Here is a 25,359-nt window from a genome sequence, read left to right as displayed (position 1 = left end):
CCGGCCAGTCAGTCTTTGAACTGGGCTTTATCCACCCCGTGTTTTTTCATCTTGTCGTAAAGGGTCTTGCGGGCAATGCCAAGCTGGACCATGGTGTTCTTGATGCTGCCATTACAGGCGTTCAGCGCGCTGATAATCGCTGAGCGCTCGAACCCGTCCATCATTTCCACAAGAGTCTGGCGCCCGTTGACGTTATCGGCCAGGGATGAACTGCTCTCATCCAGCGCCGCCGGCCCCAGCAGCACGTAGCGCTCCGCCAGGTTGCGTAACTCCCGCACATTCCCGGGCCAGGAATGCTGCAGCAGTCGCGCAGCCTGGTTGGCTTCCAGGGGTATGCTTTCACGGTCGTAACGGGCGGCGGCAATCAGTACGAAGTGGTGGAACAGAAGCGGGATGTCTTCCTTGCGTTCACGCAAAGGCGGGATATCGACCTTCACCACATTGAGCCGGTAATACAGATCTGACCGGAATTCGCCTTTATCGCTCAACGCCTTGAGATCGGACTTGGTGGCGGCAATGATTCGTACATCCACGGTCTGAAGCTGGTTGCTGCCCAGGCGCTCGACCTGCTGTTCTTCAAGCACCCGGAGCAGTTTCACCTGTAGCGCCAGCGGCATGCTTTCCAGTTCATCGAGAAACAGCGTGCCCTTGTGGGCGTATTCGATCTTGCCGATACGGCGCTTGTCGGCGCCGGTAAAGGCGCCTGCCTCATGGCCAAACAGCTCGCTTTCGATCAGGTGTTCAGGCACGGCTCCGCAGTTGATGGCCACAAAATTGTGGGCGCCCCGGCGGCTGCTTTCATGAATATAGCGGGCTACCGCATCCTTGCCGGAGCCGGTTTCGCCATGAAGCAGGATATTGGCGGATATATCCAGAATGGGATCAATGGTGGCCATCACCTTCCGCATGCCCGGGGAATCGCCAAGCAGCCGGGGGCCTGGCCTGGCCAGATGTTTCAGTTGGGCCTTCAGCCGGCGGTTTTCCAGGGCAAGGTGGCGCTTTTCCAGGGCGTGACGCAGCAACTCGATCAGCTCATCATGATCAAAAGGCTTTTCAATAAAATCATAGGCGCCCTGCTGCATCGCCGTTACCGCAGTGCTGATATCGCCCTGGCCGGTCAGGATGATCACCGGGATGGCTTCATCCACCTCGCGTATACGGTCCAGCATTTCCAGGCCGTCCATGCCCGGCATGTTGTAATCGCATAGCACCACACCCTCATAGTCCCGGGTAACATTCTCAAGGCCCGATCTGGCGCTCTCAAAACAGGCAACCGGCAGATCCTCCAGGGCCAGGGTCTGAGCCATGGCCTGAAGGATGTCCGGGTCGTCGTCAACAAAGATGACCGATACGTCTGTCATTCCTTGGCCTCGCGTTTCCTGAGGGTGAGTACAAATTCCGCTCCGGGGCCGTCACTGCGATTCCGGCCGGTCAGGCTGCCTCCAAGGGCATCTACAATCTGGCGTGAAATGGACAGCCCCAGGCCAAGCCCCTGTTTTACCGATTTGGTGGTGAAAAAGGGCTCAAATACCTGCTCGGTGTTGCCAGGAAGGCCGGAACCATTGTCACGAACCGTGCAGTACCAGTTCGGGCCACCGTCGGAAATATCGATGGTGATTTCTGGTATCGAGCGTTCCTCGGCCGCCTGAACCGCATTCGCCAGCAGGTTCACCATTACCTGTTCAATGCGGATCAGGTCACCGTGACACTGCACCGGCCCGAGCGGCCGATGCCAGTCTATGCGCGTACGCGAACTGTTTTCCTGGGCGGCGATAATCTTCAGGGCGGCGTCCACCGCCAGCCTCAGGTCAACAATGGCCGGCGGACCTTCGGATTTACGGGCAAACACCTTGAACTGCCGGGTCAGCTCCGCCATCTTGTCGCACAGGCTGACGATCTCCCGCAGGTTGGCATCAACCATCTCTGTGGCACCCTTCTCCAGAAACCGACGGCTGTTGCGGGCGTAGGTCTGAATGGCAGTTAATGGCTGGTTCATTTCGTGGTTCAGACCGGCCGACATCTGGCCCAATACCGCCAGCTTGGCAGCCTGTATCAGCTCCTGCTGGGTTTCACGCAGCTCATTCTGGGTACGTTCACGCTCCCGAACCTCCTCCAGCAATTGCTGGTTAGAACGTTCCAGATCCGCAGTGCGCTCTGTCACACGGCGTTCAAGCTGCTCCCCCCGAAGTGCCAGTTCCGCTTCCCGACGATACCGCTCACGCAGGTAAAGCCAGGTAAGCAGACTGCCGAAAAACAGCGCCATACCGCCGGCCACAAATACCAGCCGCGTCCACAGCACGGGCTGCGTGCTGACCATGACCTGTAGCGTCCAGTCCAGCCTGGGCAAGGGCGTTCTGACGCTGAGATATTCCCGCACCCTGCCATCTTCCGTCACCTGTAATTTCCCGGACCTTGCTGATAGCCCGGTGGGTCTCTCCAGCACATCGAAGTCAACCGGGCGCAGATCCCGCCCCGGATAGCGTCTGAGCGAAGCCTCGTCTGGCGCAGCGGCCTCGGGCCCGTTGAAATCCCGATACAGCCATTCCGAACGACTTGCCAGAAAACTGATCCCTGCCTGGTCCAGCACCACCATTTCAGCCTCCTGCAGAGAGGCAGGGCGATGCCATTGGGACTCCAGTTCATGCACAAGTACTTTCACCGCAATCACTCCCAGAATCTGGCCTTGCGGGTTGCGCACCGGGTGCGAGAAATACAGGCCGCGCACGCCCGACATGGAGCCAAGGGCAAAATAGACGGCGGATTGACCAGATTCCATGGCGTCACTGAAATAAGGGCGAAAATGAAAGTTCTGCCCCACAAAGCTGTTTCTCTGCAGGTAATTACTGGAGGCGATGGTCAGCCCGGTGATATCCATCAGATACACGTCGGAGCTGCCTACAATGGTAGCCATCCGCTGCATTTCCTCATTTACCTGGAGGATGGTTCTGCTGTCGTCAGGGGAGCTCAGAGCCTCTTCCAGCAGAGGATGCTCTGCCATTAATTCGGGAATGGGAAGGTAGCGGGCAAGCTCATTGGCAACAAGCTGACGGTATCGGAATGATTCTTCCAGGCTTTCCTGTTCAACCTGCCGGTACCCGGCCCAGCCGCCCAGTGTCCAGGACACCAGAAGGGTCAGGCCAAATACGACAGAACCGCTAATCCGGTAAGACATAACAACCGGTCCCTGAGAAAACCGCTAGGTTAGCGCCGGGAACCGGGCAGGACAACTCCAACTGCCCCGCCCTGCCGTTCGCAAAGGCCGCCCATCAGGCCCCCGCAGGGGCCACTCGCTGCCGGCGCTGGCGCTGCAACAGGAAGGAAATGACCGCGAGCGATACGCCAGCCATGTCGGTCCATAGCCCGCCTTCAATCATCAGCAGTGCCGCTGCAATCAGCATGATACGCACCGGCCAGCCCGCGCCAACTCTGGCAAACCAGCCCAGCACCCCACCCGACAACAGGTACACACCAAAGGTTGCGGTTACCAGAGCCCGTGCAATCACGAACCAGTCGCCCTCCATCAACAGCGCGCTGTTGTAGAAAAACATGAAAGGCACGATGAACGCGGCAATACCGATCCGGAAAGACGCCACCGAGGTTTCCATGGCGTTGGCTCCGGAAATACCGGCGGCGGCATAGGACGCAAGGGCCACCGGCGGCGTAATGGCTGAAACAACGGCAAAATAGAACACAAAGAAGTGCGCAGTGAGCGGGTCAATCCCCAACTGCACCAGGCCCGGCGCCACCACCGATGCCGCCACAGCATAGGCAGCGGTTGTCGGCATGCCCATACCCAACAGTATCGAGATAAACATGGCGAAGATAAGCGCCAGCAGCTGACTGGCCTCGGCTACGTCCAGCAATAGAATCGAGAAACGCGCACCCACCCCGGTGAGAGAGATGACACCAACAATAATGCCGGCGGCGGCACACACCACGATGATCTGGATAGCCATCATAGAGGCGATATCCAGCGCCCGCAGGATTTCACGAATACCCATCCTGTTCGGCGAGAACCAGCTGACTACCGCCGCAGAAACCGTGGCCAGGGTACCTGCCCGGATTACAGAGTAGCCCTGGAACAGAGCATAGATCAGGATGATGATCGGAATAAACAGGTATACCTGCTTGATCAGCTTGCGCAGCTTGGGCAGTTCGTCTTCGCGCATTCCGCGCATGCCCAGCTTTGCCGCCTCAAAATCCACCATGAAGTAGACCGATGCAAAATACAGAACCGCTGGAATAATCGCGGCAATCGCAATCTCGGTGTAAGGAATACCGGTGATCTCAGCCATGATGAAGGCACCTGCACCCATGATCGGCGGCATGATCTGCCCGCCGGTGGAGGCAGCCGCTTCAACCGCGCCCGCAGACTTTTTGGAATAGCCCACTTTCTTCATCAGCGGGATGGTCAGCGATCCAGTAGATACCACGTTGCCGGCACTGGTGCCGTTAATCATACCCATCAGACCGGAAGCAAAAATCGCGACTTTGGCGGGGCCGCCACGAGAGCGACCGGCTGCCGCAAAAGCAAAGTTCACAAAATAGTCACCTACTTTCGAGGCCTGCAGGAAGGCGGCGAAAACGATAAAAAGAATAATGTAAGTTGAGGACACCGCCGTGGTGGGCCCCAGGATACCGGCATCGGTATAAACCTGGCTGAAAAATCGCTGCACGGACAGCCCTGGGAAACCCAGGAAGCCTGGCAGATACTGGCCGACAAACACATAAACCAGAAATACCAGCCCTATGATAACCAACGCCAGGCCGGCAACCCGACGGGTCATTTCCATGATCAGGGCAGTACCGGCAACGGCTGCAAAAGAAATACCCACAGGCGCAAAAGAGGTGCCCGTGCTCATCCGCATGTTCGTGTTATAGGCCACCAGAAAATAGCCAGCAACAGCAATCGAACACACAACCAGGACCAGGTCTGGCACGCTGAACCGGGAGCGCTCGCGCTGATGGAACCAGCTCAGAATGATGCCGGCAGCGGTCGCCGCCAGCAGGGGCCAACCGTAATGCCAGGCTTCCAGTTCCGGCGGAATACGCATGGCACCAGCGTCGACCATCTGGCTGAAAGAGAATGTCTGGTAAAGCGAATAAAGAGCGGGCAGAAGCGCAATACCACCAAACCAGGTGGTCCATCTATGTCGTACGCCGCCTTCTTCCGCAGTGGCAAACCGTGAACCGGCGTACAGCATGAAGCCCAGAACCAGTGCACCCGCCACGTGAACGATGCGATAACTCCAGGTTTCCATCGGCGCGATGTTCAGGGAATACAGATGGAACGATGAATAGCTGATGGTTAACAGAGTAACGAATTTAAGCAGCCAACCGTCAAACAGTCGGCGATTCGCCTCGACCGGCTCCTCATCAACATCATGGGCGATAATGGGGCCGTCCTCCGTCAATACGGGGGTCGGGTCCTTTGGGGATTCTTCGGTGGTCATGGTAAACCCTGCCTGCAGCAAAAAACTGGGCCGGCATTAAGCCGGCCGTCCGTCGGGGCCCGTCAGGGCCCCACTACCTACTTTGAACGTTACTTGATCTGGCTGTCTGGGATCTCGTAGCCGTTCTCGTTGAACCAGCGAGCCGCTCCCGGATGCCAGGGCAGAACGTTGTTCTTGTTGTAGTTTTCAGGTACAGACGTACGTGCCGCCTTGTGGATAGACATCATCTTGTCGTTGTTTTCCATGGTCAGCTTGGTGATTTCGTACACCATGCTCTCGGGCACGTCGCAGTTTGCGATAGCGAAGTTCCACATGGACACAACACGCGAGTCATTTTCCAGTGATTGGTAAGTGCTTGCTGGAATGATGAACTCGGAGACCGGGAAAGCCTCGGTGATGATCTTGGCTTCTTCGTCGGTCATGCTGATGATGTTTACGTCTGTCTGCACTTCCAGCTGGCTCACCGCAGGAATAGGAATACCGGCAGCGAACGCAACCACGTCGATCAGACCGTCCTGCAACTGGCCGCCCAGGTCAGACCAGCTACCATTTCGGCGCTCGAAGTTCACGCCCAATGTTTCCATCATTTTCGGGAAGTAGGTGTCTGAGGTGGAACCTGCCGGGCCGAAACCAATGGTGGCGCCATCAGGAATCTCGGAGATCGAGGTGATTCCGGATGAGCTCAGGGCGGTCACTGAGAAAGGTGTCTGGTACATCGGGAAGATGGCACACACGTTGTCCATCTCAAGGCCCGGTGCCAGCGGGCTGTTGCCGTCCATGGATTCGCGGGCGGGGCCCATGGTGGTCAGGCCAAACTGCAGGTCTCCAGTGTGAACCAGAGCCATGTTCTGCATGGGACCACCGGTAATTTCGGCACCGCCAGACACGCCCAGGTTCTCGGCAACAAAGTTGGCCCAGCCAGCGCCGTAGGCGAAGTAGGTGCCGCCCTGGCTTGCCGTACCAACAGTAAAGTTGCTCGGCCAGTCAGACCTGTCCTGTGCGATGGCCGGGCTGGTTATTGCAATAGTAGATGCAAAAGCCAGTGCCATTATCGATTGGGTTTTCATAGAGGATGCTCCCCGTCTCATTGTGTTTATTGGGTGCTTCGTGAAGCTATGCAGGCTTCAACCAGTAAAACAGTGAGCAAGTCGCAGACCAGAATCGGGAAGGATCTTTAAAACAGGCACTTATCAAAAGTTAAGCCCTGTTTCAGAGGGTAAAATGGGTGGAATTTCACCCATTTTTACGAGCCGGCGGGCGGATTCCCGCCGACTGGGTGGCAACCGCTATTTCTGGTTTTCATCCCAGGGATGTACGGGCACAACGGCGTCGCCCACATCCGATTCGTAACTGCTGCGGAAGTAATCCATGGCTTTTTCCGCCTCACTCAGCTCATCGAATCGTGCGATGTGGTAAATCGCCTCACCCTCGTTGACCAGCGGCAGATTGTTCACGCAGATCACGATACCGGAACAGGGTGACACCACCGCGTTTTCCGATTCACCGAAGGGGTCGGCCACCATCGCCAGTTTCTGGCCCTTGCGAACCTTCTGTCCCAGGCTTGCCACCGGGCGCATGATGCCGTCTGTGTCAGTTCTCACCCATTGTGAGTTAGCCGCCGTTTCAGAGCGCTTTCTGGGGGCTTTCGGGCCTTTCTTGGCAGGAATCATTTCCAGTTCCCGCATCACCCGAACCACCCCTTTCACGCCACTGGAAATCACCACCTCATCAAAGCGCAGGGCTTCACCACCTTCAAAGGTAATCACCGGAATATCCTGGGAATCGGCGTAAGCCCGCAGGCTACCCTCCCGCAGGCTGGCATTGATGATGATCGGGGCGCCAAAAGCCTCTGCCATACGGATGGTTTCGGGGTTCTTAAGCTCAGCGCGAATCTGCGGCAGGTTGAACCTGTGGATGGCGCCCGTGTGCAGGTCGATAATATGCGACACGCTTTCCATAATCTGGGTGCGAAGCAGATAGGCAATTCGCCCACCCAGAGAGCCGGATTCTGTGCCGGGAAAACACCGGTTCAGGTCCCGCCGGTCAGGCAGATAGCGGGTGCGCTGAACAAACCCGAAAATATTCACGATAGGCACGGCCACAAGGGTTCCGCGCAAATGGCGCAATGCCGAGTTTTTCAACACCCGACGGACAATTTCCACACCGTTGATTTCATCGCCATGAATCGCACCGCACACCATCATCACCGGGCCAGGACGCCGACCATGCACAACTTCCACCGGAATGTGCAGCGGCGTGTGGGTGTAAAGCTTGGCAACAGGTACTTCAACCGTCTGCCGCGTACCTGCCGGTATCTCATGCCCAGCTATTACAAAGGGAGACCTCGCGGCCATAGTCAACCGCCTCCCTTGGTGCGGGTTTTCCAGGGCTTCTGGTTTTTTTCGGTCCAGCTGATGATCATGCCGGCAACGTTCTTGCCGGTGGCATTTTCAATACCTTCCAGCCCGGGAGATGAATTCACTTCCATTACCAGTGGGCCCCTGCTAGAGCGCAACAGGTCCACGCCCGCCACGTTCAGGCCCATGGACTTGGCTGCAATAATGGCCGTGCGCCGCTCTTCCGGCGTGATTCGCACCAGTGAAGCCGTGCCACCGCGGTGAAGGTTGGAGCGGAATTCGCCCTCGCCACCCTGCCGCTTCATCGCGGCAATCACCTTGTCGCCAATCACAAAGCAGCGAATATCAGCACCGCCGGCTTCCTTGATGAACTCCTGTACCAGGATGTCGGCTTTGAGGCCCATAAAGGCTTCAATCACACTTTCTGCGGCCTTGCGGGTTTCCGCCAGCACCACGCCGATTCCCTGGGTGCCCTGCAGCAGTTTGATCACCACTGGCGCACCACCGACCATGTTCAGCAGCTCGGGTACGTTATCCGGCTTGTTAGCAAAACCGGTAACCGGCATGCCCACGCCCTTGCGGGCCAGCAATTGCAGCGACCGCAACTTGTCCCGTGAACGGGTAATCGCCACCGATTCGTTCAGGGGAAATACCCCCATCATCTCGAACTGACGTAGAACAGCGGTACCGTAAAAAGTCACGGATGCACCGATACGCGGAACCACTACGTCAAAATTCTCAAGCACTTCCTCGTGATAATGAATGCGCGGGTCGGCCGACGTAATGTTCATGGAGCAATGCAGGGCATCAATCACTTTTACATCGTGCCCCCGGTTGACACCCTCTTCTACCAGGCGTCTGGTGGAATAAAGGTGTCGGTTACGCGAGAGAATCGCAATCTTCATTATTTCTTCCTTAGAGCCGGTTCGCCGGCAAGATAGGAGCATTCGGGAACGACAAAGGCCCTGCCCGCCATCGCTGTGCGGCCAAGCAACATTCGAAAACGCATGGAATCGCGGTTGGTAAGCGTCATCTCGATGGGCCACTCTTCCCCGCCAATAATCAACCGCGTTTCAATCACCAGGCGCAATTCCTTGTGCCCGCCGGAATCAGACACATTGCGCTCGTCCAGTATAGCGGCATCGCACTCAACGACCTGATGCAGATCGTTCTGTACCGGGTGCACCCAGAACCGCACCCGACGTAGCCCATCTTTGGTGTAGGGCTCGGTGCGAAAGGTATGAAGGCAGGATGTTCGCGCCCCGCTATCGACCTTGGCTTTAAGCCGACCAATATCCAGGTCGGGCAACGCGACCCATTCGCGCCAGCCCAATGGCATTTTGCCGCCCGTATGATCTGCGGCCTGACTGGCGCTCTGGTCCTCTGTGGTCGTCATCCGGTTCCCCTCGAAAACTTCGCAAACGCTGCGCGAGCATTGCGCATGGCTCAATATTTCCCTGAAATTCCAATCAACTATAATCCAATCATGCCATGACAGCGAATATTCACACACCAACTCTTCGCTGTTAAATCCATGACTTACATCCAGGATTGCCGATGACACACCTTGTCTGGTTCCGTAACGATCTGCGTGCCGCTGACAACGCAGCCCTGACTGCCGCCTGCAAACAGCGGGAGCCGGTTCAGGCCTGCTTTATCGTCACGCCCGGCCAGTGGCAGGAACATGATTGGTCCCCGGCGCGGGTCAAACTGGTGCTGGATCACGCCAATGCGCTTTCTGGTCGCCTGGCAGAGCTCGGCATCCCGATGACATTCCTGACAGCACCGGACTTCCGCGAGAGCATTCAGAAGCTGACCGCCCTTTGCGAGGCGCAGAGTATCAGGCATTTGCACTTCAACGAGGAGTACGGGATTAACGAAAGAAAGCGGGACAAATCGGTCAAGGCCGCAATGGATGAACTGGGCGTGGCCGTGAACAAGTACCGTGACCAGACGGTTGCACCTGTCGGAAGCATCCTTACCCAGCAGGACGAACCCTATTCCGTATTCACTCCCTTCTCCCGCAGTTGGCGACGCTGGATTGATGATAACCAGCCGACGGTTTTTCCGATACCGGAAGCCCGGGGCAAACCGGTAGCGGCTGAAACCTTCAGCACGACCAACATCTTCCCATCGCAATTCCCGGAACCGCCGCCAACGCTTGTGGAAACCGGTGAAGACGCCGCCCACACCAGGCTTGAACGCTTTCTGGATGAACGCGGGAAGGACTACAAGGACCTGCGGGACCTGCCCTCAGTGGACGGCACCAGCCTTATTTCACCCTATCTTGCAAATGGCGTTCTGTCCGGTCGCCAGTGCCTGCTGGCCGCCCGCGAACGGGAGGGCGGCAATCAGGAGGGTCTGACCACGTGGACCAGTGAAATAGCCTGGCGGGATTTCTACATCAACATTCTGTACCACTTCCCCAGAATAAGCATGCATCGGGCGTTCAAACCCGAGACCGAATCGCTGACCTGGAATACCCCGGGCGACGCTTTCGAGGCGTGGAAAAACGGCCAGACCGGCATCCCGATCGTTGATGCCGCCATGCGCCAGCTCAACCAGACCGGCTGGATGCACAACCGCCTGCGCATGATCACCGCCATGTTCCTTACCAAGAACCTGTTCATCGACTGGCGCCTGGGGGAAGCCTACTTCATGTCGAAACTGGCGGACGGGTTTCTGGCGTCGAACAACGGCGGCTGGCAGTGGAGCGCATCCACCGGCACCGATGCGGCGCCCTACTTCCGGGTGTTCAATCCGGTGACCCAGAGCGAGCGATTCGATCCTGACGGTGATTTTATTCGCCGATACCTGCCGGAAATCGCCAAACTGGATAAAAAACGCATCCATCAGCCCTGGGCAGGCGGGGTCATCCCCGGCGGATATCCACGACCGATCGTGGATCTGAAGGAAAGCCGCAAAGAAGCCATTGCCAAATTTCAGGCCCTGAAAAACTAGGGCCGCAAGGCAAGTTGAACCGCCTGCTCTGCGTGTATCTCGGTGGTGTCAAAGAGCCTAACCTCAGTGTCCGAAGCCTGGATCAGAAGCCCTATCTCCGTGCATCCCAGAATCACCCCCTGGGCGCCGCGATCGGCCAATGAAGCAACCACCTTCAGATAGGCCGCTTTCGAGTCTGGCCTGGTCTCACCACGGCAAAGTTCATCAAAAATAACGGTATGAATGAGCTCTCGCTGCTTTTCTTCCGGGACCGTCACCCGGATACCCTGTTCCTCAAGGCGATCACGATAGAACGCCTGCTCCATGGTAAATCGGGTGCCCAACAGGCCCACTGAGCTAACCCCGTTTTCTTTGAGGGCACTGGCCGTGGCATCGGCGATATGCAGAAGCGGAATGCTCACGGCCTGCTCAATCTGACGTGCGACCTTGTGCATGGTGTTCGTACAAAGAACCATGAAATCTGCGCCCGCAGATTCCAAGGCCCGGGCCGCCGACGAAAGAATGTCCGCCGCCGTACTCCAGTCACCCCGCTGCTGCAATGTTTCGATCTCGGCAAAATTCACGCTGTAGAGAACCAGCTTTGCCGAGTGAAGTCCTCCCAGTTCATCCTTTATCTTCTGGTTTATCAAACGGTAGTAGGTCTGGGTTGACTCCCAGCTCATACCTCCGATCAGACCAATGGTTTTCATCAACTGGCTCCTCGCCTTAAACGCCGCCCTGGTGAAAAATAACCCAGCCAGAGCTTCCTCTCGCTCAGGGCTGCCCGTCATAGACCTTTACACCCTCCGGTATGGAATACCATTCCTGCTTCTGGCTTACCCATATATGTGCATCAGGTGTAATAAAGCTGGTATCCGCAAGGTTTGCCGGCTTGAGTTTGATCTTCTCGGGAGCATCGGGATTGTAGTGATATATCCGGTTTCCGCAGGTCGGGCAGAACTTTGCGGCACTGATATTTCCGCTATCCGCCGTTCGCCGCCACTCGGCCATTTCCCCCTGAAACTCAAGCTGGTCGGCGTTTACAAGGGCCGTCAGACTGAACGCGCTGGTCGAGAGTTTCTGGCAGGCCTTACAGTGGCATGCCAGAACCATCTGGGGTGCTGACAACAACTGATACGTCACTCCGCCACACTGGCAGGAACCTTCAATGGGGAACGTCATGGCTATCTCCGGAATTTTGTAGGTTGTTTATACGTGCCGGCTGCAACACAATCGGATGTTGACCGCTAAAGGATAGTCGAATGAGTGACGGGGATGCCAGGCAAGCCACAGACGATGAGCAGTCCCGGGCGAAAGCCAGCGATCGCGAATCCCGCGAAAAGACACCGACGTCCAGCGAAAAGTCCCTGACCCCGAAGGAACGGGATACCGTCGCGGAGCATGGTGGCCTGTCCTCTTTGACGCTTTACTCGATCATCCTGCGGGAGGGCGAGGAGGAACTCCAGAGACCGAAAATCTCGCTCTGGTGGTCGGGCGTGGCAGCCGGGCTCGGGATTTCAACATCGGTTCTTGCAGAGGGCATTATCCGTTCCGGTCTTGGCTCGGATCACCCCTATCTGACGTTGATCGAAAGCCTGGGATATTCATTCGGGTTTGTTCTGGTGATTCTGTGCCGGTTGCAACTGTTCACCGAAAATACCATCACGGTGGTGCTGCCAGTGTTGGCACAGCCGACACGCAACCGCTTTTATCGCACAGCGCGCCTGTGGGCCATTGTGCTCGCCGCCAATTTATCCGGCACCTTCATTACCGCTGCCATCACCGTCCACGGCAACATTCTTCCTGCCGATACCCTTGAATCCATTCTGGAGATATCGCGCCACCTGGCCTCGCTCACTCCGGCCGAGACCCTGTTGAGGGGCATTCCATCGGGCTTTTTCATCGCGGCCATGGTGTGGATGCTGCCTTCGGCAAAGCGGTCCGAAGTTCTGATTATCGTGATGTTCACCTGGCTGATCGCAGCGGGTGAGTTTACCCATGTGATTGCCGGAGCCAACGAGATCTTCACTCTGGTGCTCAGTGGCGAAATGAACCTTGTCACCGCCCTGATTTACCATATCTCCCCGGTACTGATCGGTAACATCATCGGTGGCACCGGTTTGTTCGCCATGCTTGCCTATGGCCAGGTCCATGAAGAAATGTAGGACCGGAACCTAATGGAACTATCGGTCAAGCTGCGTCCAGACCCGGAGGCCGAGTACCGGTCATTTAACGCTGGCAAACCGGGCAATCCGGATCCCGGGCCAGTTTCATTTCCCGCCAATCCATCTGCCAGGCATCCAGCAGAAGCAGCCGGCCGACCAGGGTTTTGCCGACACCGCTGATGACCTTGATCGCTTCCATCGCCTGAGTCGCGCCCATCATTCCCACCAGGGGTCCGATTACGCCCGCTTCTGAGCAGGTTAGTTCTTCGTTACCCTGTTCCGGATAAAGGCAATGGTAACAGGGACTTGCAGCATCTCTCGGGTCGTAAACCGAGATCTGGCCTTCCCCGCGGATCGCAGCACCAGACACCAGTGGCACGCTGGCGGCCACGCTGGCCCGGTTCAGGGCAAAGCGAGTGGCGAAATTGTCGCTGCAATCCACCACCAGGCTGGCTGTGGCAACCTGCTGATCCAGCTCCGCATCGGCCAGCCGGGTTTCAATGGTGGAAACGGCTATGTCCGGATTGATATCACGTACCCTGGCGGCCAACGCTTCGGCCTTGCTGGCATTGATGCTGCTTTGATCAAACGCTATCTGGCGCTGCAGGTTGGCCAGTTCGATGCGGTCGTCGTCAACAATGGTCAGGTGCCCTACCCCTGCGGCGCCAAGATAGAGCGCAACGGGGCAACCCAGGCCGCCAGCGCCGACGATCAGCACACGGGCGGATTTCAGCCGGGCCTGGCCTTCAATATCAAAGTTTGGCAGAAGAATTTGGCGGCTGTAGCGCAGCAGCTCTTCATCATTCAGCATGGGCCGCTCCCGGCGTTGTCGGTTTCAAAGGTCACTTTTCCAGCATCCCATTGTAAATCGGTCCCGCTGGCCATAATCCTGCCGGGTTTCAACCGCCTGAAATCCAGCCGCACCATACAGCTGTCTGACAGCGTCGCCCTGATCGTATCCGTGTTCGATCAACAACCAACCGCCGTGTTCAAGCCATGCCGGGGCGGACGCCACAAGCTGCCGGATATCATCCAGCCCGTCCGGGCCGGCTACCAGCGCAGACGCGGGCTCGAATCTCACATCTCCCTGGCAAAGGTGTTCATCCCGCTCCGCAACATACGGCGGATTAGACACAATCAGATTGTAGTTTCTCCGTGGCAGACCGGAAAACCAGTCGCTCCGCATCACGGCAATCGGAAAGCCCAGTGCTTTGGCATTGGCGTGCGCCAGTTCCACAGCCGACTCCTGCGAATCACAGGCATCGATTGTCCAGGCGGGCCGCTCGCTGGCCAGGGCGATGGCGATGGCGCCGGTGCCCGTACCCAAATCCAGCACCCGGGCGTCTTCAGGGAGGTCAAGTGCCAGGGCTGCTTCCACCAGGCATTCGGTATCTGGCCTGGGAATCAGGGTAGAGGCGTTCACTTTCAGCGGCAGAGACCAGAATTCCTGTTCACCCAGCAGGTGGGCAACGGGCTCGCCTCTCACCCTTCGCTGGACCAGGGCACGAAATTCAGCAATGACCTCTGGCGATGGCTGGCGTTCCGGCCATGCCCGGAAACTGGTCCGGCTCCAACCGGTCGCCCGGCTGAGCAGAAGTTCTGCGTCCAGTCTGGGCGACTCACCACCAATCGTATCGGCAGCGTCAATCAGCAGCTTTTCGCAGGTGTCTGGCGTATCAGTCATCGGCCAGCGAGGCCAGAAGATCGGCCTGATGTTCCTGCTTCAACGGACCGATCACCGCATCCAGGTCCCCAGACATGACTTCATCCAGCTTATAAAGTGTCAGGTTAATGCGGTGGTCGGTCACCCGGCCCTGGGGGAAATTGTAGGTGCGAATTCGCTCGGACCGGTCGCCACTGCCCACCAGGCTTTTGCGGGTATCAGCAATGGTTTTCTGCTGACGTTCAATCTCGTCGTTTTTCAGGCGCGAGGCCAGAAAGCTCATGGCCTTGGCGCGGTTCTTGTGCTGGGAACGCTCTTCCTGGCATTCCACCACAATACCGGTAGGCAGATGGGTAATGCGGATGGCGGAATCCGTCTTGTTCACGTGCTGCCCGCCAGCGCCGGAGGCCCTGAAAGTGTCCACCCGAAGGTCACCCTTGTTGATATCAACCGCCTCGGCCTCGTCTGCCTCCGGCATCACCGCCACTGTGCAGGCCGAGGTGTGGATGCGGCCCTGGGATTCGGTTTCCGGAACCCGTTGAACACGGTGTGCGCCGGATTCAAACTTCAGGGTGCCATACACGCCACTACCGGCGACCCGGGCAATTAACTCCTTATAGCCGCCATGTTCGCCTTCGCTCTGGCTCAATACTTCTATATTCCAGCCGTGTTTCTCACCGTAACGCAGGTACATTTTAAAAAGATCGCCGGCAAAGATAGCGGCTTCGTCGCCGCCGGTGCCGGCACGGATTTCCAGAAACACATTCTTGCCGTCGTTGGGGTCTTTGGGCAGCATAAGCCGCTGCAGTTCAGTGTCCAGTTCTTCACTTTTCTGCTGGGCCGCCTCAATTTCTTCCTCTGCCATGGCGCGCATGTCGGCATCGCTATCCAGGGCAAGCTCGGTAGCCTCTTCCACATCTTCCCGGGCCTGCTGCCAGGCTTTGAAGCACTGAACAATCGGCTCGATCTCCGCGTACTCTTTGGATAAGTCCCTGAATCTGTCCTGGTTGGCGATGGTGCCCTGGTCACTCAACAACGCACTGACCTCCTCGTAGCGTTCGTTCAATTGCTCGAGGCGGGACTGAATGGATAACTTCATAGTTTTACCGGAATGATTGGTTCGTCCGTTTCCGGCGAATCCAGTTGGTGCAGCTCTCTCAGCCACTCTGTGACTTCGGTTCTGCCTTCGGTTGTGGCTTTACGGACCTGAATGGACGGTTCGTGCAGGAGTTTATTGGTGAGTCCCCGGGCCATACTGCGCAGGACAGTCTCCGGGTCGGCGCCGTTGCGCAACGCTCGCAGCGCTTTTTCGGTCTCAACATCCCGCAGGTTTTCCGCTCGCTGACGAAACTGCTTCAGGGTGGATACCGCATCCAGCGCCCGCAATTGATTGAGAAACTGATCGACACCATCGGCAACCAGGTTTTCCGCTTCCCTGGCGGCGCCTTCGCGGGAGCGAACGCTTTCTTCAATGACCTGACGGAGGTCATCCACCGTGTACAGAAATACATCGGCCAGGGAGCCGACTTCCGGCTCGATATCACGGGGCACGGCGATATCGACCATAAAGTAGGGGCGGTGTTTGCGCTTTTTTAGCGTGCGCTCAACCGCGCCCTTTCCCAATATGGGCAACGGGCTGGCCGTTGAGGAGATAATAATGTCGACATCCGCCAGGTAGTCCGGAATCTCGGAAAGCAGAATACCTTTGCCGCCCCGCGCATGAGCAAGCACCTGGGCCCGCTCAAGGGTGCGGTTGGCAACCAGGAAATCCTTCACCCCAGCGTCCGCCAGATGCCGGGAGACCAGCTCAATGGTCTTACCCGCGCCGATCAACAACGCCTTGTGCTGGGACATATCCGAAAAAATATGATGCGCCATGCTCACGGCCGCATAGGCCACAGACACCGGATTTTCGCCAATGGCGGTTTCCGTGCGCACCCGCTTGGCAACCGAAAAGGTCTGCTCGAACAGGCGTGACAGAAATCCGCCGCTGGCCTGATGTTGTCGGGCCATGGCGTAGGCGTCTTTCAACTGGCCAAGAATCTGGGGCTCGCCCAGAACCATGGAATCCAGCCCGGCGGCGACACGCATGACATGCCGAACAGCCTCGGCATCGCGGTAGACGTAAAGTGCTTCTTCCAGGTCTGCGGCAGGCAGGCCGTGAAAACCGGCAAGCCACCTCAGTACGGATGGCGCGCAGTCATCGTCGCCCGCCAGATAAAGCTCGGTGCGATTGCAGGTAGACAGGATGGCAGCCTCTGACGCACCGGAAAATGCTTTCAGTTCGGCAAACGCATCGGCCATCCGGTCCGGCGAAAACGCGACGCGCTCTCGCAGCTCAACCGGAGCGGTGCGATGATTGATTCCCAGAGTAACCAGTGCCATATCGGGTGACGGCTGCCTTCTAGCAAGAAACGAGTAGTCGTATTTTAACGTTCGGGAGCGCCTGCCGCTACCCGAATGCCCTTTGGCCCGTGGTTTAAACCGGCCTTGTGTCGGTAAGTGCTGATCAATCTGACTATCTAGAGGCAGCAGCGAGAGGCCTCGCCTGTTGCCAGGTTGGGCAACCCCCAGAGCTTATGCCATGATACAGACTTGTCGATTCCAGCCTCACCTGATCATGGGAAGTTGCATGCAAAAGCCTGCCTTAACGCTTATCACCTGTCTTTTCGGCCTTTCACTGGCTGGCTGCGCCGGTTTCAAAGGTGCCCCTGACAACGAATCGACCTTGGATACGGAACAGACCGAGGCTCAGACAAAAACGACAGGCAAGCCCGAAACCGGCACCGACCGGCCCATAGAGTACGCCGAATTTGAGCCAGAAGTTCTCTATCTGCTGCTGGCCGGTGAAATTGCGGCCCAGCGTGGGCGCTATGATGTGGTACTGGTGAACTACCTTCAGGCTGCGAAACAGTCGCGGGATGTGGGCGTGATCAAACGAACGCTGCGCATTGCCCAGTCCCTGAATGCTGACAACGCCCAGAGCCAGCTTGCCAGGCTGTGGCTCGACGTTGATCCGGAAAACCTGGAAGCCCACCGGGTTCTGGCCATTCAGGCGGTAAAGCAGAACAATCTTGAAGCCGCCCTGGGCCATATGGAAACCATCATGGACCTGGGCGGAGACGCGGATTTCGACAGCCTGGCAGCCATGGCCGGCAACCTCCCGGTAGAAAAACAGCAAGAACTGCTGGCGCTATATCTCCAATTGGAACAACGCCACCCGGATAATCCGGAGCTCCAGTTCAGCATTGCCCTGCTGATGAAAGTCACCGGCGACCCGCAACAGGCACTGGCGCAACTTGAACCATTGCTGGAGCAGAACCCGAATTTCCAGCCGGCGCTGGTTCTGAAAGGCGATCTGCTGTACGAAGTTGGCCAGAAAACCGAAGCGCTTGCGCACCTGCAGCGCAACACCCGCCGCTTCCCCGATAACCGCCAGATGGGCACTCTTTACGGCAGAATGCTGATCGGGGAAGACGAGCTGCGCCTGGCCCAGGATGAATTCAGACGGCTGGTTGCCCAGTTCCCTGATGTGCCGGGTCTGCGGCTGTCCCATGCCCTGGTGGCCCTGGAAAACGATGAAACCGCCCTTGCCGAAGCAGAACTGACGCGCCTGATCGAACAAGGCCACCACACCGACGAGGCACATTACTATCTGGGCAGGATTGCCGATCAGAGCGACCGCACGGAACAGGCCATCGGTTACTATCAGAACGTGGAATCCGGGAACTATTATTTCCCGGCACTGGCCCGGGCCAGCGAGCTCAAAGCAGAAAATGGTGATCTCGACGGCGCCCTGGCGGATATTCAGACACTGAGGGAAGGCAACCCTGAACAGGCGGAGAATTTCTGGCTGCTGGAAGTGAACCTGCTGATCGACAACGACCGCCAGTCACAGGCACTGGCTAGAGCCAACGCCGCGCTGGAGGCCCACCCGGACAACATCCAGCTTCGGTATGCCAGGGCCATGCAACTGGACTCCAGCGGCCGCTTCCAGGACGCCGAGGAAGACCTCAGGCACATCCTGGAAACCGAGCCAGACAACGCCGTGGCCCTGAATGCACTGGGTTACATCATCACCACCCGTTCAAACCGATACGACGAAGCCCGCGCCCTGATCGAGCAGGCCCTGGCGCAGGATCCTGAAAATCCGGCCATCCTGGACAGCATGGGCTGGGTTCTGTTCAAACAGGGGGATTCCGAAAGGGCGCTGGACTATCTTACCCGCGCGTGGGAGGCCTACCCGGACCCGGAAGTGGCCGCCCATCTGGGCGAGGTACTCTGGCAGACCGGCGACCAGAGCCAGGCCAGAATGATCTGGGAACAGGGGCTGGAGAGCGATCCAGAGCACCCGATCCTGCAGGAAACCATTGAGCGGGTAACAGGGGAGCCGGCCAGGTGATATTGCGTACCGGCCTGCTGGCCCTGCTGCTTGTGATCAGCGGTTGCGCCTCGATTGACCTGGAGCCCCTGCCCGAGGGTCTGACCGACGAGCAGCCCGAAAGCTGGGACCAGCACCAGGAAACCCTGAACAGGCTCGACCAGTGGCGGCTTTCGGGAAAACTGGCGGTTCGTCAGCCCTCCGACAGTGGCACGGCAATTGTGAACCACTGGAAGCAGAACGGCGGCCGTTACGACATAGCTCTGTCGTCATCCTTTCTGGGCATGGGCAGCACGCGTCTGCAGGGCACACCGGATTTTATCGAGCTGACCATGCCCGGCGGCGACCGCTACCAGTCCGGTGACCCGGAAGCTCTGGTCGAAGCTGCCACGGGCTGGCTGCTTCCCCTGGGCAATCTGAGCCGCTGGATCAAAGGCCTGCCCGGCTCTGAGGGCAGCTACCGACTGCTGTTCGATGACCAGGGTCAGCTTGCCCTGATCCGCCAACAGGGTTGGGAAATCCGTTATGACCGTTGGGAAAACTTCATCGACGGCATGCCACCGCTTCCGGCCCGCTTGACTGCGGTTAAAGGCGAGAAACGGGTCCGCCTCGTTATTTCTGACTGGCAGGCCACCGGCAGCACCCAGCGATGAACAGCCTTACCCTTCCCTCACCGGCAAAGCTGAATCTTTTCCTGCACATTGTGGGGCAACGGGAAGACGGCTATCACGAGCTTCAGACGCTGTTCCAGTTTCTGGACTATGGCGACACTCTAACTTTCACGCCACGCACTGACGGGGCCATCCGGCTGGCGGAACCGATACCCGGCGTTGCGGACGAAGACAATCTGATTATCCGCGCTGCCAGAAAACTCTCTGAAACCGTTACCCGGACCCTGCCCGGCGTCACTATCCACATTCAGAAGAAGCTGCCCATGGGCGGCGGTCTTGGTGGTGGCAGCTCCAACGCCGCCACCACCCTGCTGGCACTCAACAGGCTGTGGGGACTGGACATGAACCTGGCGCAACTCGCAGACGTTGGTCTGGCCCTGGGCGCCGATGTGCCAGTGTTCGTTCACGGGCATGCGTCCTGGGCAGAAGGGGTGGGAGAAAAACTGACGCCAGCGGACCCTCCGGAGGACTGGTTTGCTGTTCTGAAACCCGATTGCGACATCAGCACCCGGGAGATTTTTTCCGAGCAAGGGTTGACAAGAAACACCCCCAGAATCAAAATAGCGCCCGCTTTTGAGGGAGACGCCTCGAGGTACCGAAACGACTGCGAGGATGTGGTTCGAAGACTGTATCCTGAGGTTCATCAAGGCCTGGAATGGCTGGCAAAATTCGGACCTGCAAGATTAACCGGAACCGGGGCTTGCATATTTGGACGTTTCCCAACAGAATCCAAAGCCCGGAATATCTGGGCAAGCAGACCTTCCGGCATCAACGGGTTCGTAGCTAAAGGGGTGAACATTTCACCACTTCACAAAAAGCTGACAGAGCTGAACTGATGCCAAAAAAGCACGATACTGGGGTGTCGCCAAGTGGTAAGGCAACGGGTTTTGATCCCGTCATGCGCAGGTTCGAATCCTGCCACCCCAGCCACCTTTCTTCCGATTCTTCTGATTCAACTTCCGATACCGAGAAGGATTCCGTCGTGTCCAAACTGATGATTTTTACCGGCAACGCCAATCCTGAACTTGCCAAAGCCATTGCCCAGAAACTGCACATCCCCATGGGCCAGGCCACCGTTGGCACCTTCAGCGACGGCGAAACCACCGTCGAGATCAATGAGAACGTCCGCGGACACGATGTGTTTATCATCCAGCCGACCTGCAACCCGACCAATGACAACCTGATGGAACTGATCGTGATGTCAGACGCGCTGCGCCGCGCCTCGGCAACCAGGGTTACGGCTGTTATTCCCTACTACGGCTATGCCCGCCAGGATCGCCGGGTTCGCTCTACCCGGGTTGCCATCAGCGCCAAAGTGGTTGCCGACATGATTTCCAGCATCGGCGTTGACCGGGTGCTTACCGTTGACCTGCACGCCGACCAGATCCAGGGCTTTTTCGACATCCCGGTAGACAACATCTACGCCACACCGGTCATGCTTCAGGACATCGAAAAACAGCGATTCGAGAATTTCGTCGTGGTTTCACCAGACGTCGGCGGCGTTGTTCGTGCCCGCGCCGTTGCCAAGAAACTCGACGATGCCGACCTGGCGATCATCGACAAACGCCGTCCCAAGGCCAATGTGTCCCAGGTCATGCACATCATCGGTGATGTGAAAGACAAGACCTGTATCCTGGTTGACGACATCATCGATACCGCCGGCACCCTGTGTAAAGCAGCCAACGCGCTGAAAGAACACGGCGCCGCCAAAGTGGTCGCCTATATCACACACCCGGTCCTGTCTGGTCCGGCAGTTGATAACATCAACGCCTCGCAACTTGATGAACTGGTGGTCTGCGATACCATTCCACTGGGTGACAAAGCCAAGAATTGTGATAGAATCCGCGTCCTTGAGATGGCGGGACTGCTGGCCGAATCGATTCGTCGGGTCAGTAACGAAGAGTCCATCAGCGCCATGTTCGAGAATGTCTGACCGGCCCTGAAAGATATTTCAGGCGGTAGAACAAGCAGTTACCGGGTCGGGAGCCTACACAGGCTCCCGTCTCTTTTAGTCAGCCGGAAAACCCGGCTTTTCAGAAACATCATCTGACTCCAGCCTGGTCGCGGGCCCTTCAGATGACGATTGAGGTTATTACCATGTCTCAGGAATTTGTAATTGAAGCATTTCCTCGTGGCGATCAGGGGAGAGGTGCGAGCCGCCGCCTGCGTCGTGAGGAAAAGAAGATTCCGGCCATAATTTACGGCGGGAACAAGGATGCCACCAGCATCTCCATTTGGCACAACGAGCTGAAAAAAGCGCTGGAAAACGAAGCCTTTTTCTCTCACATCCTGACCATCGAACTGGAAGGCAAGAAAGAGAGCGTGGTCCTGAAGGACCTCCAGCGCCATCCTTATAAGGCGCTTCTGACCCATGCCGACTTCCTTCGAGTTGACAAGGATCACGCGATCCACATGAACGTGCCGCTGCACTTCATCAATGAAGACACGGCTGAAGCCGTCAAGCTTCAGGGTGGCGTTGTGACTCACCAGATCAACGAAGTGGAAGTTATCTGTCTGCCTCAGGATCTACCGGAGTACATCGAAGTAGACATGGCGGGCGTTGGCATGGATGAGGTGGTTCACCTGAGCGATCTGAAGATGCCCAAAGGCGTGACCGTTGCGGCTCTGATCCACGGCGAAGACCACGACCTGCCGGTTGCTGCCATTCACAAGCCTCGTGCCGCGAAAGTGGAAGACGACGAAGATACCGAGGAAAGTGAAGAGGCCGAGAAGCCAGAGAAGAAAGCCAAGAAAGACGAAGACAGCAAAGACAAGGAGTAACCACTCCGGGGGCAACGGCAGATGGCACAGGATATTCTCATGGTGGTTGGACTCGGAAACCCCGGCCCTGACTATGAAAATACCCGTCATAACGCCGGCGCCCTCTTCGTCGAAGCTCTGGCCCGTGAAGCGGGCCAGCAGCTGCGCCCCGAAAAGAAGTACCACGGGCTCTACGCCCGGATTCAGTGGCAGGGCCTGGACCTGCACTTGCTGAAGCCCTCTACGTTCATGAATCGCAGCGGCCTGTCCATCAAGGCGCTGGCTGATTTCTTCAAGATTGAGCCCCAACAGATTCTGGTTGCCCACGACGAGCTGGATATTCCCCCCGGTACCGCCCGATTCAAAAAAGGCGGCGGCCACGGCGGCCATAACGGCCTGCGCGACACCATCGCCCATCTGGGCACCAACGACTTCCAGCGGCTGAGAGTTGGCATTGGCCATCCTGGCGACAGCCGCAAGGTTACCGGCTATGTTCTGGGCCGCCTGGGCAAACAGGAAACCGAAGACCTGAACGCGGTGATTGACGAAATCATTCGGGTGCTGCCCGACGCGGCAACAGGCAAACTCGCCGCGGCCATGAATCGCTTGCACAGCTTCAAACCGGTATAATCCGGCCAAATTCCTCCATACCATTTTCACACCCAGCAGAGGCATTCCATGGGATTTAACTGCGGCATCGTAGGCCTGCCCAATGTGGGCAAATCCACCCTGTTCAACGCGCTGACCAAATCCGGCATCGGAGCAGAAAACTTTCCCTTCTGCACCATCGAGCCCAATGCCGGTGTGGTCGCCATGCCTGACCCGCGCCTGAATAAGCTGGCCGAGATCGTAAAGCCGGAAAAGAAGATTGCCACCACCATGGAGTTTGTAGACATCGCAGGCCTGGTGGAAGGCGCCTCCAAGGGCGAAGGCCTGGGCAACCAGTTTCTGGCCAACATTCGCCAGACCGATGCCATTGCCCACGTGGTTCGCTGTTTCGAAGACGGCAACGTCATTCACGTGGCCAACAAGATCGACCCCGCCTCGGACATTGACGTGATCAACACCGAGCTGGCCCTGGCGGACCTGGAAACGGTGGAGAAAGCCATCAAGCGGGTTCAGCGGGTTGCCAAAAGCGGCGACAAGGAAGCCAAGGCCCAGCTGGAGATGTTTGAAAAGCTGATGCCGGTGCTGAACGAAGGCAAGCCGGTGCGCAGCATGAACCTGGACAAGGACCAGATGGCGCTGATACGCGAGCTTTGCCTGCTGACGGTGAAACCGACCATGTACATTGCCAATGTCAGTGAAGACGGTTTTGAAAACAATCCGCATCTGGACACCGTGCGCAGGATCGCCGAATCCGAGAATGCGGTTGTGGTGCCCATCTGCAACAAGATGGAAGCCGAGATCTCCGAACTGGAAGACGATGAAAAGTCCATGTTCCTGGAAGAAATGGGCATGGAAGAGCCAGGGCTGGACCGGGTGATCCGAGGCGGCTACGGCCTGCTGAACCTGCAGACCTATTTTACCGCCGGCCCCAAGGAAGTCCGCGCCTGGACCGTAAAAGTGGGTGCTACCGCCCCCCAGGCCGCCGGTGTGATCCACACCGACTTCGAGCGCGGTTTCATCCGGGCTGAAGTGGTCAGCTACGAGGACTTCGTCAAATACAACGGCGAAGCCGGCGCCAAGGATGCCGGCAAGTGGCGTCTGGAAGGCAAGGAGTATATCGTTCAGGACGGCGACGTTATCCACTTCCGCTTCAATGTCTGATCAAAACCTGATCAGGCAGGTTTTTCCCGGAAAAGCCGCGAACAGTCTTGACAGCCACGGCGCAAATCACGAAAATACGCGCCTCGTTTGGGGCTATCCCCATGACGAAATGGCAAGGTAGCTCAGTTGGTTAGAGCACAGCACTCATAATGCTGGGGTCGGCGGTTCGACTCCGCCCCTTGCTACCAAGATTCCAAAGGGTCGTGGCGAAAGTCGCGACCCTTTTTTGTTGGCTGACTGGAAATTGCCTATAACGTGTGAGAAAAGAACACCTCAGGTTAATGCGAATCCGATTGAATCAGAAGCGTACGATCACAACCACACTAGAGGTAATGAAAACGAGACCGAAAACAACGCCGATCAGCCTGTCTCCGTAATCAATGCCGGTTCCCCCTATTGTCAGGATAGGTAGCCCCAGGAAGAAACCAATCGTGTTGTATGTCCCCAATGAAAAGCCAGCCGTAAGCACAATCTGTGCTTTCAGAGAATCCGCATCCATCCACTGTAAGAGCGCCCAGTAGAAAACGGTCCCAAATAGCAGTACAACAGCAAAACTTATGCCCCAGGCAACCCTCTTCGGATTAGTTTTCTCTTCCCCGATTCGACCCATTCTCAAATTCCATCATGCGACTCATGCGATATTAACTCTCGCTCGGAGCTCGGGAGAATTTCCAGTTTTTTCTCGATGTAGAAACATGGTAGCGGTCCCGAAAGTCCAGTTCTAGGCGCTGACACAGAGTTGTAAAAAGACCTTTCACGGCGAAGAGCTGTAAACATCCCTGTTTTAGTTGCACCGCTGATTAGAGCTTTCCGCCTGTTGGTATTTCGCCAGATATTCCCATGGCGTCAGGTCTTCCAATGAATCGTGGGGACGTTCATCGTTGTATTCCGTCATCCAGGATTCCGTTCGTTGCCGGACTTCGGTGAGATTCCGGAAGACATACATATTCAGAATCTCGTCCCGGTAAGTTCGATTGAAGCGCTCTACGTAAGAGTTCTGGGTAGGCGTTCCCGGTTTGATGAACTCCAGTGCTATGCCGTTCTGTTCAGCCCAATCCGCCAGGGCGATGGAAATGAACTCGGGGCCGGGAGGTTCAGATCAACCTCTATGGCCAGGATCTCCCGGTTAAAGTCGTCCACCACGTTAAACGTCCGGAAGCGGCGACCACAGAACAGGCTGTCACTCATAAAATCCATCG

The 25,359-nt window shown here is 57.3% G+C and carries 23 protein-coding genes, 2 tRNA genes and 1 pseudogene; 11 read left to right on the top strand and 15 right to left on the bottom strand.

The annotated features are described in order from the left end of the window. Nucleotides 1-8: 8 nt before the first annotated feature. The 7 genes from E5Q11_RS00130 to E5Q11_RS00100 all read right to left on the bottom strand — a co-directional run bounded on the left by E5Q11_RS00130 (nucleotide 9) and on the right by E5Q11_RS00100 (nucleotide 9,206). On the bottom strand, nucleotides 9-1,361 hold the full coding sequence (locus E5Q11_RS00130; RefSeq protein WP_135801387.1) for a sigma-54-dependent transcriptional regulator: 1,353 nt from the start codon (nucleotides 1,359-1,361) through the stop codon (nucleotides 9-11). Then, on the bottom strand, nucleotides 1,358-3,172 hold the full coding sequence (locus tag E5Q11_RS00125; protein WP_135801386.1) for a sensor histidine kinase: 1,815 nt from the start codon (nucleotides 3,170-3,172) through the stop codon (nucleotides 1,358-1,360). Before E5Q11_RS00125 ends, E5Q11_RS00130 begins: the two co-directional genes overlap by 4 nt. Before the next feature lie 94 nt (nucleotides 3,173-3,266). Beyond that, on the bottom strand, nucleotides 3,267-5,453 hold the full coding sequence (locus E5Q11_RS00120) for a TRAP transporter permease (protein WP_135801385.1): 2,187 nt from the start codon (nucleotides 5,451-5,453) through the stop codon (nucleotides 3,267-3,269). A gap of 89 nt (nucleotides 5,454-5,542) precedes the next feature. Then, nucleotides 5,543-6,520, bottom strand: coding sequence for a TAXI family TRAP transporter solute-binding subunit (locus tag E5Q11_RS00115; protein ID WP_135801384.1), 978 nt, complete (start codon nucleotides 6,518-6,520; stop codon nucleotides 5,543-5,545). Between the two features lie 219 nt (nucleotides 6,521-6,739). Continuing rightward, nucleotides 6,740-7,807 (bottom strand): succinylglutamate desuccinylase/aspartoacylase family protein, encoded by a 1,068-nt coding sequence (locus E5Q11_RS00110; protein WP_135801383.1) that lies wholly within the window; start codon nucleotides 7,805-7,807, stop codon nucleotides 6,740-6,742. Between the two features lie 2 nt (nucleotides 7,808-7,809). Further along, nucleotides 7,810-8,715, bottom strand: coding sequence for a 30S ribosomal protein S6--L-glutamate ligase (gene rimK, locus E5Q11_RS00105; protein WP_135801382.1), 906 nt, complete (start codon nucleotides 8,713-8,715; stop codon nucleotides 7,810-7,812). Beyond that, complete coding sequence (locus E5Q11_RS00100) at nucleotides 8,715-9,206, bottom strand: ATP-dependent zinc protease family protein (RefSeq protein ID WP_135801381.1); 492 nt, start codon at nucleotides 9,204-9,206, stop codon at nucleotides 8,715-8,717. Before E5Q11_RS00100 ends, rimK begins: the two co-directional genes overlap by 1 nt. A gap of 161 nt (nucleotides 9,207-9,367) precedes the next feature. On the opposite strand from E5Q11_RS00100, the gene phrB reads away from it, so the two are divergent. After that, nucleotides 9,368-10,771 carry a deoxyribodipyrimidine photo-lyase gene (gene phrB / locus E5Q11_RS00095; protein ID WP_135801380.1) on the top strand — a complete coding sequence of 468 codons (1,404 nt, stop codon included), beginning with the start codon at nucleotides 9,368-9,370 and terminating at the stop codon, nucleotides 10,769-10,771. On the opposite strand, the gene E5Q11_RS00090 is transcribed toward phrB, so the two are convergent. Further along, nucleotides 10,768-11,460, bottom strand: a complete 693-nt coding sequence (locus E5Q11_RS00090; protein WP_135801379.1) for an aspartate/glutamate racemase family protein — start codon at nucleotides 11,458-11,460, stop codon at nucleotides 10,768-10,770. The two genes, phrB and E5Q11_RS00090, sit on opposite strands and share 4 nt — an antisense overlap. A gap of 64 nt (nucleotides 11,461-11,524) precedes the next feature. Continuing rightward, nucleotides 11,525-11,932, bottom strand: a complete 408-nt coding sequence (locus E5Q11_RS00085) for a GFA family protein (protein WP_135801378.1) — start codon at nucleotides 11,930-11,932, stop codon at nucleotides 11,525-11,527. Between the two features lie 80 nt (nucleotides 11,933-12,012). Between E5Q11_RS00085 and E5Q11_RS00080 the strand changes: the two genes are divergently transcribed. Further along, nucleotides 12,013-12,915: a formate/nitrite transporter family protein gene (locus E5Q11_RS00080; protein WP_135801377.1), complete on the top strand. Its 903-nt coding sequence runs from the start codon at nucleotides 12,013-12,015 to the stop codon at nucleotides 12,913-12,915. A 64-nt stretch (nucleotides 12,916-12,979) separates the two neighbouring features. On the opposite strand, the gene E5Q11_RS00075 is transcribed toward E5Q11_RS00080, so the two are convergent. From E5Q11_RS00075 to hemA, 4 genes are read right to left on the bottom strand one after another with little or no spacing between them, the layout of a single operon-like run. Next, on the bottom strand, nucleotides 12,980-13,726 hold the full coding sequence (locus E5Q11_RS00075) for a HesA/MoeB/ThiF family protein (protein ID WP_135801376.1): 747 nt from the start codon (nucleotides 13,724-13,726) through the stop codon (nucleotides 12,980-12,982). A gap of 24 nt (nucleotides 13,727-13,750) precedes the next feature. Then, on the bottom strand, nucleotides 13,751-14,599 hold the full coding sequence (prmC, locus tag E5Q11_RS00070) for a peptide chain release factor N(5)-glutamine methyltransferase (RefSeq protein WP_135801375.1): 849 nt from the start codon (nucleotides 14,597-14,599) through the stop codon (nucleotides 13,751-13,753). Next, a complete protein-coding gene (gene prfA, locus E5Q11_RS00065) occupies nucleotides 14,592-15,677 on the bottom strand; it encodes a peptide chain release factor 1 (protein ID WP_135801374.1) in 1,086 nt (361 codons plus the stop codon). The genes prmC and prfA overlap by 8 nt, the downstream gene beginning before the upstream one ends. Further along, nucleotides 15,674-16,963, bottom strand: a complete 1,290-nt coding sequence (hemA, locus tag E5Q11_RS00060) for a glutamyl-tRNA reductase (RefSeq protein ID WP_135801373.1) — start codon at nucleotides 16,961-16,963, stop codon at nucleotides 15,674-15,676. Before hemA ends, prfA begins: the two co-directional genes overlap by 4 nt. 247 nt (nucleotides 16,964-17,210) lie before the next feature. On the opposite strand from hemA, the gene E5Q11_RS00055 reads away from it, so the two are divergent. The 9 genes from E5Q11_RS00055 to E5Q11_RS00015 all read left to right on the top strand — a co-directional run bounded on the left by E5Q11_RS00055 (nucleotide 17,211) and on the right by E5Q11_RS00015 (nucleotide 24,348). Beyond that, nucleotides 17,211-18,980, top strand: coding sequence for a tetratricopeptide repeat protein (locus tag E5Q11_RS00055; RefSeq protein WP_135801372.1), 1,770 nt, complete (start codon nucleotides 17,211-17,213; stop codon nucleotides 18,978-18,980). 2 nt (nucleotides 18,981-18,982) lie between these two features. Then, entirely contained in the window at nucleotides 18,983-19,612 is a 630-nt protein-coding gene (gene lolB, locus E5Q11_RS00050; protein ID WP_135802371.1) for a lipoprotein insertase outer membrane protein LolB, read from the top strand. Continuing rightward, entirely contained in the window at nucleotides 19,609-20,466 is an 858-nt protein-coding gene (ispE, locus tag E5Q11_RS00045) for a 4-(cytidine 5'-diphospho)-2-C-methyl-D-erythritol kinase (protein WP_135801371.1), read from the top strand. Before lolB ends, ispE begins: the two co-directional genes overlap by 4 nt. A 19-nt stretch (nucleotides 20,467-20,485) precedes the next feature. Next, nucleotides 20,486-20,560: transfer RNA gene (locus tag E5Q11_RS00040), tRNA-Gln, on the top strand. Between the two features lie 52 nt (nucleotides 20,561-20,612). Next, nucleotides 20,613-21,563 carry a ribose-phosphate diphosphokinase gene (locus E5Q11_RS00035; RefSeq protein WP_135801370.1) on the top strand — a complete coding sequence of 317 codons (951 nt, stop codon included), beginning with the start codon at nucleotides 20,613-20,615 and terminating at the stop codon, nucleotides 21,561-21,563. Nucleotides 21,564-21,727: 164 nt separating this feature from the next. Then, entirely contained in the window at nucleotides 21,728-22,411 is a 684-nt protein-coding gene (locus E5Q11_RS00030) for a 50S ribosomal protein L25/general stress protein Ctc (RefSeq protein ID WP_135802370.1), read from the top strand. Nucleotides 22,412-22,432: 21 nt separating this feature from the next. Further along, entirely contained in the window at nucleotides 22,433-23,020 is a 588-nt protein-coding gene (gene pth / locus E5Q11_RS00025; RefSeq protein WP_135801369.1) for an aminoacyl-tRNA hydrolase, read from the top strand. Between the two features lie 48 nt (nucleotides 23,021-23,068). Further along, nucleotides 23,069-24,160 (top strand): redox-regulated ATPase YchF, encoded by a 1,092-nt coding sequence (gene ychF, locus E5Q11_RS00020; RefSeq protein ID WP_135801368.1) that lies wholly within the window; start codon nucleotides 23,069-23,071, stop codon nucleotides 24,158-24,160. A 111-nt stretch (nucleotides 24,161-24,271) separates the two neighbouring features. Beyond that, nucleotides 24,272-24,348 (top strand) — tRNA-Met (locus E5Q11_RS00015). Nucleotides 24,349-24,458: 110 nt separating this feature from the next. On the opposite strand, the gene E5Q11_RS00010 is transcribed toward E5Q11_RS00015, so the two are convergent. Next, nucleotides 24,459-24,770, bottom strand: coding sequence for a hypothetical protein (locus E5Q11_RS00010; RefSeq protein WP_135801367.1), 312 nt, complete (start codon nucleotides 24,768-24,770; stop codon nucleotides 24,459-24,461). A gap of 174 nt (nucleotides 24,771-24,944) precedes the next feature. Next, nucleotides 24,945-25,359, bottom strand: a pseudogene (locus E5Q11_RS00005) (integrase core domain-containing protein); the annotation flags it as partial.

Origin of the sequence: Marinobacter confluentis, from assembly GCF_004785685.1 — a bacterium.
Lineage (GTDB): Bacteria > Pseudomonadota > Gammaproteobacteria > Pseudomonadales > Oleiphilaceae > Marinobacter > Marinobacter confluentis.
The sequence above is the reverse complement of the archived record's forward strand: the minus strand, read 5'-3'. Positions and strand labels throughout refer to the sequence as shown.

Bases quoted from the DNA above. Each gene is read 5' to 3' on its own strand.
- E5Q11_RS00125 (WP_135801386.1), bottom strand. From the start codon at position 3,172: ATGTCTTACCGGATTAGCGGTTCTGTCGTATTTGGCCTGACCCTTCTG.
- rimK (WP_135801382.1), bottom strand. From the start codon at position 8,715: ATGAAGATTGCGATTCTCTCGCGTAACCGACACCTTTATTCCACCAGA.
- ispE (WP_135801371.1), top strand. From the start codon at position 19,609: ATGAACAGCCTTACCCTTCCCTCACCGGCAAAGCTGAATCTTTTCCTG.
- prfA (WP_135801374.1), bottom strand. From the start codon at position 15,677: ATGAAGTTATCCATTCAGTCCCGCCTCGAGCAATTGAACGAACGCTAC.
- phrB (WP_135801380.1), top strand. From the start codon at position 9,368: ATGACACACCTTGTCTGGTTCCGTAACGATCTGCGTGCCGCTGACAAC.
- E5Q11_RS00080 (WP_135801377.1), top strand. From the start codon at position 12,013: ATGAGTGACGGGGATGCCAGGCAAGCCACAGACGATGAGCAGTCCCGG.
- E5Q11_RS00115 (WP_135801384.1), bottom strand. From the start codon at position 6,520: ATGAAAACCCAATCGATAATGGCACTGGCTTTTGCATCTACTATTGCA.
- prmC (WP_135801375.1), bottom strand. From the start codon at position 14,599: ATGACTGATACGCCAGACACCTGCGAAAAGCTGCTGATTGACGCTGCC.
- E5Q11_RS00085 (WP_135801378.1), bottom strand. From the start codon at position 11,932: ATGACGTTCCCCATTGAAGGTTCCTGCCAGTGTGGCGGAGTGACGTAT.
- E5Q11_RS00010 (WP_135801367.1), bottom strand. From the start codon at position 24,770: ATGGGTCGAATCGGGGAAGAGAAAACTAATCCGAAGAGGGTTGCCTGG.
- ychF (WP_135801368.1), top strand. From the start codon at position 23,069: ATGGGATTTAACTGCGGCATCGTAGGCCTGCCCAATGTGGGCAAATCC.
- E5Q11_RS00055 (WP_135801372.1), top strand. From the start codon at position 17,211: ATGCAAAAGCCTGCCTTAACGCTTATCACCTGTCTTTTCGGCCTTTCA.
- E5Q11_RS00100 (WP_135801381.1), bottom strand. From the start codon at position 9,206: ATGACGACCACAGAGGACCAGAGCGCCAGTCAGGCCGCAGATCATACG.
- E5Q11_RS00075 (WP_135801376.1), bottom strand. From the start codon at position 13,726: ATGCTGAATGATGAAGAGCTGCTGCGCTACAGCCGCCAAATTCTTCTG.
- E5Q11_RS00110 (WP_135801383.1), bottom strand. From the start codon at position 7,807: ATGGCCGCGAGGTCTCCCTTTGTAATAGCTGGGCATGAGATACCGGCA.
- E5Q11_RS00120 (WP_135801385.1), bottom strand. From the start codon at position 5,453: ATGACCACCGAAGAATCCCCAAAGGACCCGACCCCCGTATTGACGGAG.
- E5Q11_RS00030 (WP_135802370.1), top strand. From the start codon at position 21,728: ATGTCTCAGGAATTTGTAATTGAAGCATTTCCTCGTGGCGATCAGGGG.
- pth (WP_135801369.1), top strand. From the start codon at position 22,433: ATGGCACAGGATATTCTCATGGTGGTTGGACTCGGAAACCCCGGCCCT.
- hemA (WP_135801373.1), bottom strand. From the start codon at position 16,963: ATGGCACTGGTTACTCTGGGAATCAATCATCGCACCGCTCCGGTTGAG.
- E5Q11_RS00130 (WP_135801387.1), bottom strand. From the start codon at position 1,361: ATGACAGACGTATCGGTCATCTTTGTTGACGACGACCCGGACATCCTT.
- E5Q11_RS00090 (WP_135801379.1), bottom strand. From the start codon at position 11,460: ATGAAAACCATTGGTCTGATCGGAGGTATGAGCTGGGAGTCAACCCAG.